Genomic DNA, 11,934 nt, shown 5'->3' with positions numbered 1-11,934 from the left:
CTCCTAGGGGATTCGAACCCCTGTAGCCACCGTGAAAGGGTGGTGTCCTAGGCCTCTAGACGAAGGAGACTGAAATCTTCTCTACCTGTTCAACGCTTCGCTTTTCAAAGCACACCAGACACCAAATTGGTGGAGGTAAGCGGGATCGAACCGCTGACCTCTTGCATGCCATGCAAGCGCTCTCCCAGCTGAGCTATACCCCCTCAAGGCTTTTGTCTTTCAACATCGGCCATTTCTGTGGTCTGCCCGGCTGCTTTGACCAAACAAAGCGTCGTTCAAGCAAGACCAAAAGTATACATCGTTTTTTGAGGTTTTATCAAGTCAGCTGCAAACGTTTCAACACGTTTTCGCGCTCGAACAACTCCAGCACGGCATCGACCGAGGGCGTTTGCGCGCGACCGCAGACCAGCAGGCGCACCGGAATGGCCAGTTGCGGCATCTTCAGGCTGAACTGGGCCAGCGTTTCCTTCAAAGCCAGGGCGATGGACGCCTTGTCCCAGGCGACGGTGGCCAGGCGCTCGCGCAGGGCGGTCACCGCCGGCTTCACAGCATCGGTCAGTTGAGTGGCCAACTCGTCGGCAGGCGGCTGAATGTCGGCCACGTACATGGACAGCCAATCGGCCAGCTCCACCGTGGTCGAGCAGCGGTCCTTGAACAAGGCGCAAGCGCGGTTGAGCAGATCGCCCGAGGCCAGGGCATCAGGCACCTGCACGCCACGCGCGGCCCACTGTCCACGCACCAGCGGCGCCAGCACATCGTCGGCCGTCGTCTTCATGTGCTGCTGGGCCACCCAACGCAGCTTGGCTTCGTCAAACTGGCCTGCGCTCTTGCCCAGGTGGTCCAGGTTGAACCACTCGACCAGTTGCTGGCGCGAGAAGATCTCATCGTCACCGTGGCTCCAGCCCAGGCGGGCCAGGTAGTTCACCACGGCATCGGCCAGGTAGCCCTCGTCGCGGTACTGCGTGACGGCCTTGGCACCATGGCGCTTGGACATCTTCTCGCCTTCGGCGTTCAGCACCGTCGGCAAGTGGGCGTAGACCGGTGGCTCCTGGCCCAGCGCCCGCAGAATGTTGATCTGGCGCGGCGTGTTGTTGACGTGGTCATCACCGCGGATCACGTGGGTGATGGCCATGTCGAGGTCGTCGATCACCACGCAGAAGTTGTAAGTAGGCGTGCCGTCGGGGCGCGCGATCACCAGGTCGTCCAGCTCGTCGTTGCTGATCTCGATGCGGCCCTTGACCTTGTCGTCCCACACCACCGAACCACCCACGGGGTTCTTGAAACGCAGCACGGGTTGCACGCCCTCTGGCACGGGTGGCAAGGTCTTGCCGAGCTCGGGGCGCCAGGTGCCGTCGTAGCGGGGCTTTTCCTTGTTGGCCATCTGGCGCTCGCGCAGCGCGTCGAGCTCGGTCGTGCTCATGTAGCAGGGGTAGGCCAGGCCTTTGGCCACCATGTCTTGCAGCGCCGCCTTGTAGCGGTCCATGCGCTGCATCTGGTAGAACGGGCCCTCGTCGATGTCCAGGCCCAGCCATTGCATGCTTTCCAGGATCACGTCGACGGCTTCTTGCGACGAACGCTCGACGTCGGTGTCCTCGATGCGCAGGATGAACACGCCTTTGGAAGCGCGCGCGAAAGCCCAGGGGTACAGGGCCGAGCGGATGTTGCCCAGGTGGATGAAACCGGTGGGCGACGGGGCAAAGCGGGTGCGGACTTGGGTCATGGGTCGATGCTGTTCAGGCCCGAGGCCAGGTCGGCCTTGAGGTCTTCGATGTGTTCAAGGCCCACGGCCACGCGGATCATGCCTTGCGTGATGCCGGCGGCCTGGCGCTGGTCTTCGCTCAGGCGACCGTGGGAGGTCGTGGCCGGGTGGGTGATGGTGGTCTTGGTGTCGCCCAGGTTGGACGTGATGGAGCAGATGCGGGTGTGGTCGATCACGGCGAAGGCGTTGCGGCGCGCGGCTTCGGCGCCCTCGCCTTTCGTGATGAAGCTCACCACGGCGCCGCCCAGGCCGCCTTGCTGCTTCATCGCCAGTTCGTGCTGCGGGTGCGATGGCAAGCCGGGGTAGTAGACGCGCTCGACGCTCGGCTGCGTTTCCAGCCATGTGGCCAGCGCCAAGGCACTGGCGCTCTGTGCGGCCATGCGGATGGACAGCGTTTCCAGGCCCTTGAGCACCACCCAGGCATTGAAGGGCGACAGGCTCATGCCCGCGCTGCGCATCACGGGCACGAACACGTTTTCGATGAGCTGTTCGCTGCCGCAAATGGCACCGGCCACCACGCGGCCCTGGCCGTCCAGGTACTTGGTGCCAGAGTGGATGATCAGGTCGGCACCCAGCTTGGCAGGGCGCTGCAAAGCGGGCGAACAGAAGCAGTTGTCGACCGCCAGCAAGGCGCCCGCGGCGTGCGCCACCTCGGCCAGTTGCGCGATGTCGCAGACCTCGGTCAGCGGGTTGCTGGGCGTCTCGGCGAACAGCAGCTTGGTGTTGGGTTTGATGGCCGCGCGCCACTCGGCCACATCGGTCTGCGACACGAAGGTGGTCTGCACCCCGAACTTGCCGAACTCGCCCTGCAGCAGCTTGATCGTCGAGCCGAACACGCTGCGCGAACACACCACGTGGTCGCCCGCTTTCAGCAAGCCCATCACCAACAGCATGATGGCCGACATGCCGCTGGAGGTGGCAATGGCGGCCTCGGTGCCTTCGAGCGCGGCCAGGCGGCGCTCGAACATCATCGTGGTCGGGTTGGAGAAGCGCGTGTAGACGAAGGCTTCTTCTTCGTTGGCGAAACGCGCCGCCGCCGTGGCCGCGTCCGGGTGGTTGAAGCTGCTGGTCAGGAACAGCCCTTCGGAGTTCTCACCCCACTCGGTGGCCGGCAGGCCTTCGCGCACGGCCAGGGTTTCCAGGCGGACGTCGGGCGCAAACTCTTTGCGCGGCAGGCGCTTCTTCTCGGGCTTGGGATCGGGCGTGCTCATGGTCGGGCTCAGTCCGGCGTGTGCTGCAAGGCCAGGCGCGAATGGTCGGCATCGTCCTCGCCCTTTTGCGTCAGGCGTTGCGATTCGATGGCCGCGAAGTCTTCGGCGCTGACATCACCCGTGATGTAGGTGCCATCGAAGCACGAGGCCTCGAAGCTCTTGATGTTCGGGTTCAGCTTGGCCACAACCTTCTTCATCGCGTCCACGTCCTGGTAGATCAGCGCATCGCAGCCGATGATCTGGCGGATCTCTTCGACGTTGCGGTTGTGCGCGACCAGCTCTTCCTTGGTGGGCATGTCGATCCCGTACACATTGGGGAAGCGCACCGGCGGCGCGGCCGAGGCCAGGTAGACCTTGTTGGCGCCGGCTTCGCGCGCCATCTGCACGATCTCTTTCGACGTGGTGCCACGCACGATGGAATCGTCGACCAGCAGCACGTTGCGGCCCTTGAATTCCATGCTGATGGCATTGAGCTTCTGGCGCACGGATTTCTTGCGCACGCCCTGCCCCGGCATGATGAAGGTGCGGCCCACGTAGCGGTTCTTGACGAAGCCTTCGCGGTAGGGCTTGCCCAGCTTTTGCGCCAGTTGCATGGCGGATGGACGGCTGGATTCGGGGATCGGAATGACCACGTCGATCTCGGACGGGGGCATGGTCGAGATGACGCGCTGCGCCAGGGTTTCGCCCATGTTCAAACGCGCCTGGTAGACCGAGATGCCGTCCATGACCGAATCCGGGCGCGCCAAATAGACGTACTCGAACATGCAGGGGTTGAGCACGGGGTGCTCGGCGCATTGCTCGGCGTGGACCTGGCCGTTCAGGTCGATGAACAGGGCCTCGCCGGGCTTCACGTCGCGCACGAACTTGTGGCTGGTGCCTTCCAGGGCCACGGATTCGCTCGAGACCATCACGGTGGGGCCTTCGGGCAGGTCGGCCACACCGTAGCACAGGGGGCGGATGCCGTAGGGGTCGCGGAAGGCCAGCAGGCCATGACCGGCGATCAGGCAGATCACGGCGTACGAGCCCTTGATGCGCTTGTGCACGGCGCGCACGGCGGTGAACACGGCTTCGGGTGTCAGCGGGCCCTTGATGCCCACGCGCTCCAGTTCGTGCGCCAGCACGTTGAGCAGCACTTCCGAATCGCTCTCGGTGTTGATGTGACGGCGGTCGATCTCGAACAGCTCACGCTTCAAGCCGTGCGCGTTGGTGAGGTTGCCGTTGTGCACCAGCACCAGGCCAAACGGCGCGTTCACGTAGAAGGGCTGGGCCTCTTCTTCGTTGAAGGCGTTGCCGGCGGTGGGGTAACGCACCTGGCCCAGGCCGACCGTGCCCGGCAGCGCGCGCATGTTGCGGGTGCGGAACACGTCCTTCACCATGCCGCGTGCCTTGTGCATGAAGAACTTGCGCCCCAGTGCATCCGGCCCGGCGGTCACGATGCCGGCGGCGTCCTGACCCCGGTGCTGCAGCAGCAGCAAGGCGTCATAGATCAGTTGGTTGACAGGCGTCTTCGAAATCACACCGACGATGCCGCACATGGTTCACCTCTTCCGCAAAACTACGCAAATTCAATTCAAGGCTGCTCGGGCAGGAATTTGACCACCTGCTCGGGCAGAACAGGCTTCAAGCCTGTCAGCAAAATTTGTAACCCCGCCACGCCGCGTGACGCATGCCACGGCGCCCATTGCTGCACCGGCGTCATGCTGACCACGGTGCACACGATCAGGGCCACCAGCACACCGCGCACCAGACCAAAACCGGCGCCCAGCAACCGGTCTGGTCCGCTGAGCACCGATGCTTTGATCATTTGTGCGACCGCCCAGGAAATCAAGGCCCAGACCAGCCAGGCCAGCACAAATACCACCAGCATGCCGGCGATCAGGTTCAAACGAGAACCAGTCTCACCCACAGGCACCATGGCCGCGGCTTGCGGCCCGTACCACTGGGCCGCGAAGTAAGCCACTGCCCAGCCCAGCAAGGCCAGCACCTCGGTCGCGAAACCCCGCCAGGCACCCACGATGATCGACAGCAGCAAGCCCAGGGCCAGAGCGACGTCGACCAGCGTCCAGGCGCTGCTGCCCAAGGCCTCGGTCACAAGGTCAACAGGGCGCTGCTCATCCCCGCCTTGCGCAATGTGTCCACGGCCTTGTCAGCTTCGGCTTTGGTGGCATAGGGGCCCACGCGGACGCGGATCTTCTTGCCGCCGTTGACGGTGACCTCCTGGGTGTAGGTCTTGACGCCAGCGCGCTCGGCCTTCAGGCGCACTTCACGCGCGGCTGGCGCGTCCGAAAACGCACCGATCTGCACCACGTAGCGGGTGTTGGCGGCATCGGACGCAGGCTTGGCCTTGTCTTGGGCCGTGGTCGTCGCGGCGGGTTTGACGATGGTGGGCGGCTTGCCATCGAGCAGGGCCCTGGCACGCGCGGCATCCTTGCTGGCGGCGGTCTCGGCAGGTGCCGGGGGCTTGCCGACGGCCTCACGGGCAGCCGGCTTGCCGTTGTTGCCCCCCGGTGACGATGCCGGCGAACGCGTTGGCGCGGGCTTCGGGGTCACCACCGACGTGGGCGCGCTGGGGCGGGTGGCCACCGGCTGGCTGGCGGCCGGCTTGGCGGGCTCTTCGATCACTTCTTCTTCGATGACCGGGGCCGGATCGACTGGCACGGTCACCGCGGCAATGGATGGCTTGCTGCCGGAAGCACCGGCGGGGCCGCCGCCATGCGGCGCCACGGCGGACACCACCTGCACATCCGGGTTCAGCGGACGCGGCTGGGTCTCGAACAACCAGGGCAGACCCACCACGCCGACGCCGACCAGCACCACCATGCCCACCAGGCGGCGGCGAGCACGCACCCGGGCCACCTCGATGTCGGCCGACGACAGCGGCAAGGGCGCATCAGCCCCAGAGGCCATGGATCGCTGGCGGAGGCGCTGTAAAAACGAAGGCAGCGGCATGCTCGGTGGGTGGCCTGGTGGGTCGATCAGGATTGCAGGTGGGGCGCGTTCAGCCGGGGCAAGCCCTCGTGCAAAACACCGCCCACGGTGAAGAATGAACCAAAGACCACGATTCTATCCGTGGGGCCCGCCGCCGCCAGCGCGGCATGCAGCCCGGCCATCGGATCGGCGTGGGTGGTGATCGTGGGTTGCTGGCGAACCAGCGAGGTGCTTTGGCCAGAAATGGCGCGCACGACATCGGCCAATTGCGATGCGCTCGCCGCCCGGTCGGTGGGCAACTCACAGCAATACCAGGCGTCGACCACCTGGGTCAATTTGGCCACCATGCCAGCCAGGTCCTTGTCGGACATGGCGCCCCAGACCGCGTGAGTCCGGGGCGAAAAGCCCATCTGGTCCAGGTTGGCCGCCAGGGTGGCCGCCGCGTGGGGGTTGTGCGCCACGTCCAGGATCAAGGTGGGCTGACCAGGGATGATCTGGAAGCGGCCCGGCAATTCCACCGTGGCCAGGCCCGTGCGCACCGCTTGCGCCGACACCGGCAGGCGCAGGCGCATGGCCTCCAATGCGGCCAGCACGCCCGAGGCGTTCAATAATTGATTGACACCGCGCAGCGAAGGGTAGGCCATGCCATTGAAGCGCTTCTCGCGCCCGCCCCACGACCACTGCTGCCGGTCGCCCGAATAGTTGAAATCGCGCGCGAACAGCCACAGGTCGGCGCCCAACGCTTGCGCATGATCGACCACGCTTTGCGGTGGCTGTGGATCCGACACGATGGCGGGGCGCCCCGCACGCAGGATGCCCGCCTTCTCGCGGCCAATGGCCTCGCGGTCGGGGCCCAGGTAGTCCATGTGGTCCAGGTCGATGCTGGTGATGACCGAGCAATCGGCGTCCACCACGTTGACGGCGTCCAGGCGGCCGCCCAGGCCCACTTCCAGGACCACCGCGTCCAGGCCTGCCAGCGCCAGCAGGCGCATGATGGCCAGGGTGGTGAACTCGAAATAAGTCAGCGCCAGCTCACCCCGGGCGTCTTCCACCGCCGCGAAGTGGGGCAACAACTCATCGGCCTTGACCGGCACGCCCATCACACGGCAACGCTCTTCGAAATGCACCAGGTGGGGCGAACCATACACGCCCACCTTGAAGCCCGCCGACAGCAGGATGTTCTCGATCATGGCGCAGGTCGAGCCCTTGCCATTGGTGCCCGCCACGGTGAACACCACGGGTGCCGCCGTGTCCTGCGCTTCGCCGCTGCCACAGGGCGTACCCAGGGTGACACCCATGCGCTGCCAGACTTGCGACACACGCTCCAGCCCCAGGTCGATGGTGACGGGATGCAGCCCTTCGCAATGCGCCAGCCAGCCGGCCAGCGTGGTGGGGCGGGAGGAAAAATCTTGGGGGGCGTCGGCAGAGGGGCTCATGACAAATCAGATCGCGCCAGAAAACACAACGGGCTGCAAACAGCGCAGCCCGCATGGTGGGATGGATCGGAGAAAAAGGCGGGGGCTGGGCTTTCTCAGACCACCAGGGCATCCACCGGCTGGCGCAGCAGCATGGCCAGCGAGCGGGCGATCACCAAGCGCAGTTCACGGCGGTCGATGATCATGTCGACACCGCCCTTCTGCATCAAAAATTCCGAACGCTGGAAGCCCTCGGGCAGCTTCTCGCGCACGGTGTTCTCGATCACGCGCGGACCGGCAAAGCCGATCAGGGCCTTGGGTTCGGCGATCACGATGTCGCCCATGAAGGCGAAGCTGGCCGAGACGCCGCCCATGGTGGGGTCGGTCAGCACGCTGATGTAGGGCAACTTGGCCTTGGCCAGCAAAGTCAGCGACGCGTTGGTCTTGGCCATCTGCATCAGGCTCAGCAGGCCTTCCTGCATGCGCGCGCCGCCCGTGGCCGTGAAGGACACGAAAGGCATCTTCTGCTCGACCGCGGCCTCGACGCCACGCACGAAGCGCTCGCCCACCACGGAGCCCATCGATCCGCCCATGAAGTCGAACTCGAAGCAGGCCGCCATGATGGGGATGCTGTGCACCGAGCCGCCGATCACCACCAGGGCATCGGTCTCGCCGGTGGCCTCCATGCCTTGCTTCAGGCGATCTGGGTATTTCTTGTTGTCCTTGAACTTCAGGGCATCGACCGGCAGGACTTCCTGGCCGAGTTCGAAGCGGCCTTCGGCATCCAGGAAGGCGTCCAGGCGGGCGCGCGCGCCAATGCGGTGGTGGTGGCCGCACTTGGGGCACACGTTCACATTGGCTTCGAGGTCGTTCTTGTAGAGCACCGTTTCGCACGATGGGCACTTGACCCACAGGCCCTCGGGCACCTGCCGACGCTCGGACGGGTCGGTGGGTTGAATCTTGGGCGGAAGCAGTTTTTCAAGCCAGCTCATGTCAGGCTCCTTTCAAGGAATCCAGGGCCGTGCGGATCTCGGAGATGAAATCACTGGCGGCCTTCACCACGGTCTCGGGCGATTGCGTTTCCAGCAATTGCACGATGCGCGAACCAATCACCACGGCGTCGGACACCGCGGCCACCGCCTTCGCGGTGTCAGCATCGCGGATGCCGAAACCCACGCCGACGGGCGTGTTCACATGGGACTTGATCAGCGGCACCATCCGGGCCACCGCGTCGGTGTCCAGGTGGCCTGCGCCGGTCACGCCCTTGAGCGACACGTAATACACATAACCACTGGCCACCTTGCCGACCTGCGCCATGCGCTCTTCGGTCGAGGTGGGCGCCAGCAAGAAAATGGGGGCCAGATCGACCGCGTTCAAGCGCGCGGCGAACTCTTCGCACTCTTCCGGCGGGTAGTCGACGACCAGCACGCCATCGACGCCCACGGCCTTGGCGTCCTTCACGAAGGCGCCCTCGCCCAGGCGGTGGTCGTAGGCCTCGATCGGGTTGGCGTAGCCCATCAGCACGACGGGCGTGGTGGCGTTGCGCTCGCGGAAGCGCTGGACGTCGGCCAACACGTGCTTGAGCGAGATGCCCTTGAGCAAGGCACGCTCGGCCGCCTTCTGGATCACCGGGCCATCGGCCATGGGGTCGCTGAAGGGCACACCCAGCTCGATCACGTCGGCACCGGCGTCGGCCATGGCCCACATCAACTCGGGCGTCAGTTCGGGGAAGGGATCGCCGCAGGTGATGTAGGGGATCAGGGCCTTGCGGCCTTGGTCGCGCAGGGTGGCAAAAGTGGCGTCGATGCGGTTACTGATGCTCATGCCTTGCCTTCGCATGGGGCGCCCTTGACGGTCACGCCGCGCTGCGACGGGCGGTCGTAGAACTCGGTGCCCGACAGGTCGGCCACGGTGCCGATGTCCTTGTCGCCACGGCCGGACAGGTTGACCAGGATGTGCTGGTCGGCGCGCATGGTCGGGGCCAGCTTCATGGCGTGGGCCACGGCGTGGCTGGATTCCAGCGCCGGGATGATGCCTTCGGTGCGGCACAAGCGGTGGAAAGCCTCCAGCGCCTCCTTGTCGGTGATGCCGACGTATTCGGCACGGCCGATGTCCTTCAGGTAGGCATGCTCGGGGCCCACGCCGGGGTAGTCCAGGCCGGCCGAGATCGAATGCGTCTCGGTGATCTGGCCGTTTTCATCCTGCAACAGGTAGGTGCGGTTGCCGTGCAGCACGCCCGGCACGCCCAATTGCAGTGACATCGAATGCTTGCCGCTGTTGGCCCCCTCGCCCGCCGCTTCCACGCCGATCAGGCGCGTGGCTTCGTGCGGGATGTAGGGGTAGAAGATGCCCATGGCGTTGCTGCCACCGCCCACGCAGGCGATGACGGCATCGGGCTGGCGGCCGATCTTGGTGGGCATCTGCGTGAGGCACTCTTCGCCGATCACGCTCTGGAAGTCCCGCACCATGGCCGGGTAAGGGGACGGGCCCGCCACCGTGCCGATGATGTAGAAGGTGTTCTCGACGTTGGTCACCCAGTCGCGCATGGCTTCGTTCAACGCGTCTTTCAGCGTCCGGCTGCCAGAATCGACCGGCACCACCTTGGCACCCAGCAAATGCATGCGGTACACATTGGGCGACTGGCGCTTGACGTCTTCCGAGCCCATGTAGACCACGCATTCCATGCCATAGCGGGCGCAGATGGTGGCGGTGGCCACGCCATGCTGGCCGGCGCCGGTTTCGGCGATGACGCGGGGCTTGCCCATGCGCTTGGCCAGCAAAGCCTGGCCAATGGTGTTGTTGACCTTGTGCGCGCCGGTGTGGTTCAGGTCTTCGCGCTTCAAGTAGATCTGGGCGCCGCCCAACTCGCGGCTCAGGCGCTCAGCGTGGTAGACGGGGCTGGGGCGGCCCACGAAGTCGGCCAACTCGCGCTTGAATTCGGCGATGAAAGCGGGATCGTTGCGGTAGTGCTCATAGGCGTTCTTGAGCTCTTCCAGCGCGTAGATCAGCGTTTCGGAAACGAAGGTGCCGCCGTAAGGACCGAAATGGCCCTTGGCGTCGGGCTGTTGATAATTCAGCATAGCTCTCTAAAAAAACCCGGTTTCGGCACTTTGCCGATCGGCCGCACGCACGGCCTGACAGAACTGGCGCATCAGCACGGCATCCTTGATGCCCTTGGCCGCTTCCACGCCCGAACTCACATCCACGGCCCAGGGCCGCACCTGACGCACGCCATCGGTCACATTGTCGGGGTTCAACCCCGCCGACAGGATCATGGGGCACGGCAGGCCTGAAGGCAACAAAGACCAATCGAACAGCTTGCCGCCCCCCCCGTACCCTTCCACATGGGCATCGACCAGCATGGCCTGGGCGTTGGCAAACCGCTGGGCGAAGTCTAACAAATTGAAACCGCTTGCCATCCGGGCGGCCCTGATGTAAGGGTGTCCAGACTGCTCGCATTGGTCGGGCGTTTCGTCGCCGTGGAACTGCAACAAGGCCTGGGGCAGGCGGGCAATGGCTTCACTCACGAAAGAGGCCTCCGCATTGACCAGCAAAAGCACCGGTGTCACAAAAGGCGGCAACTGCCGTGCCAGGGTCACGGCCCGGTCCAATGTCACATGGCGGGGGCTTTTTTCATACAGCACGAAACCGACGGCGTCGACACCTGCGTCCACCGCAACGTTCACGTCGGTTTCGCGCGTGAGTCCGCAAATCTTGATGCGGGTGCGGTGGTCGGCAGGTGGTGCGCGAAAAGGGGTCATCTCCGTGTCCGGTCAGTCAGGAAGCCAGTGGAAGGCAGGGACGTCCGAAGGAAGGCCCCAGCGCTCATCGTAGCGCGGCCCCAAAAAATACAAGCCTTCGGGGGCAAAGGTGGGCGCGGCCACCCTGCGGTCGCGGGCGTCGAGCACCGCTTGCATCCAAGACACGGGCTGGGCACCCGTGCCCACCGCCACCAGGCAGCCCATGAGGTTGCGAATCATGTGGTGCAGGAAGGCCTTGCCTTCGAAGTCGAAACGCCAATAAACGCCCTCGGCTCCTGGCCCGAGGATGCCGCGGCTGTCGACACCGGCCCTCGTCGGGGCGGCGGATGGCTGCGGGGCGCCGCCACAACGGCGGATGCTGATCTCGCGCAGGTGCTTGACGGGCGTGGGCGACTGGCACTGGGACGACCTGAAGGAGCTGAAATCGTGCTCGCCAATCAAACAGGCGCTGGCGTCTACCATGGCGGCATGGTCGAGCGGCCTGAAGACCCAGCCCACCTGCCCTGATTCGAGCGCGGGGCGCACGGGCGCCTCGAGCAGGATGTAGGTGTAGCGCCGCCCGATGGCACTTTGGCGCGCGTGGAAGTCATGGGGCACCTCGGCGGCCCATTGCACGGCGATGTCGGGAGGCAGGAAGGCATTGGTGCCCCTCACCCATGAAAAAGGCTCGCGGTGCAGGGGCGTGTCCAGGTGCACCACCTGGTTGATGCCATGCACGCCGGAGTCGGTTCGACCCGCGCACACGGCCCGGATCGGGTGCGTGGCGAAGGCCGACAAGGCCGTCTCCAGCGCATCCTGGACCGTGCCTCCGCCGGCCTGGCTTTGCCAGCCTTTGTAGGCCGTGCCACGGTAAGAAACGC

At 65.1% G+C, this 11,934-nt stretch carries 11 protein-coding genes and 1 tRNA gene; all 12 read right to left on the bottom strand.

Annotated elements, in window-relative coordinates:
• Positions 1 to 127: 127 nt before the first annotated feature.
• Positions 128 to 203: transfer RNA gene (locus ACREB4_RS20765), tRNA-Ala, on the bottom strand.
• Between the two features lie 113 nt (positions 204 to 316).
• A complete protein-coding gene (gene gltX / locus ACREB4_RS20760) occupies positions 317 to 1,720 on the bottom strand; it encodes a glutamate--tRNA ligase (protein WP_431590144.1) in 1,404 nt (467 codons plus the stop codon).
• The gene (locus ACREB4_RS20755) at positions 1,717 to 2,970 is read right to left on the bottom strand and encodes an O-succinylhomoserine sulfhydrylase (RefSeq protein ID WP_431590143.1); all 1,254 of its coding nucleotides are present in this window, start codon (positions 2,968 to 2,970) and stop codon (positions 1,717 to 1,719) included. Before ACREB4_RS20755 ends, gltX begins: the two co-directional genes overlap by 4 nt.
• 8 nt (positions 2,971 to 2,978) lie before the next feature.
• Entirely contained in the window at positions 2,979 to 4,505 is a 1,527-nt protein-coding gene (gene purF, locus ACREB4_RS20750; RefSeq protein WP_431590142.1) for an amidophosphoribosyltransferase, read from the bottom strand.
• Positions 4,506 to 4,540: 35 nt separating this feature from the next.
• Positions 4,541 to 5,062, bottom strand: a complete 522-nt coding sequence (locus ACREB4_RS20745; protein ID WP_431590141.1) for a CvpA family protein — start codon at positions 5,060 to 5,062, stop codon at positions 4,541 to 4,543.
• A complete protein-coding gene (locus ACREB4_RS20740; protein ID WP_431590140.1) occupies positions 5,059 to 5,877 on the bottom strand; it encodes an SPOR domain-containing protein in 819 nt (272 codons plus the stop codon). Before ACREB4_RS20740 ends, ACREB4_RS20745 begins: the two co-directional genes overlap by 4 nt.
• Before the next feature lie 68 nt (positions 5,878 to 5,945).
• The gene (folC, locus tag ACREB4_RS20735) at positions 5,946 to 7,334 is read right to left on the bottom strand and encodes a bifunctional tetrahydrofolate synthase/dihydrofolate synthase (RefSeq protein WP_431590139.1); all 1,389 of its coding nucleotides are present in this window, start codon (positions 7,332 to 7,334) and stop codon (positions 5,946 to 5,948) included.
• A gap of 95 nt (positions 7,335 to 7,429) precedes the next feature.
• Positions 7,430 to 8,305: an acetyl-CoA carboxylase carboxyltransferase subunit beta gene (accD, locus tag ACREB4_RS20730; RefSeq protein WP_431590138.1), complete on the bottom strand. Its 876-nt coding sequence runs from the start codon at positions 8,303 to 8,305 to the stop codon at positions 7,430 to 7,432.
• A 1-nt stretch (position 8,306) separates the two neighbouring features.
• A complete protein-coding gene (gene trpA / locus ACREB4_RS20725; RefSeq protein WP_431590137.1) occupies positions 8,307 to 9,137 on the bottom strand; it encodes a tryptophan synthase subunit alpha in 831 nt (276 codons plus the stop codon).
• Positions 9,134 to 10,393 (bottom strand): tryptophan synthase subunit beta, encoded by a 1,260-nt coding sequence (gene trpB, locus ACREB4_RS20720; protein ID WP_431590136.1) that lies wholly within the window; start codon positions 10,391 to 10,393, stop codon positions 9,134 to 9,136. The genes trpA and trpB overlap by 4 nt, the downstream gene beginning before the upstream one ends.
• Before the next feature lie 6 nt (positions 10,394 to 10,399).
• Positions 10,400 to 11,074, bottom strand: a complete 675-nt coding sequence (locus tag ACREB4_RS20715; protein WP_431590135.1) for a phosphoribosylanthranilate isomerase — start codon at positions 11,072 to 11,074, stop codon at positions 10,400 to 10,402.
• A gap of 12 nt (positions 11,075 to 11,086) precedes the next feature.
• Positions 11,087 to 11,934, bottom strand: an 848-nt coding sequence (gene truA, locus ACREB4_RS20710; protein WP_431590134.1) for a tRNA pseudouridine(38-40) synthase TruA, incomplete at its 5' end; no start/stop codon positions are given.

The organism is Aquabacterium sp. (genome assembly GCF_050725395.1).
Lineage (GTDB): Bacteria > Pseudomonadota > Gammaproteobacteria > Burkholderiales > Burkholderiaceae_C > Aquabacterium.
This window is presented reverse-complemented; position numbering and strand designations above follow the sequence as displayed.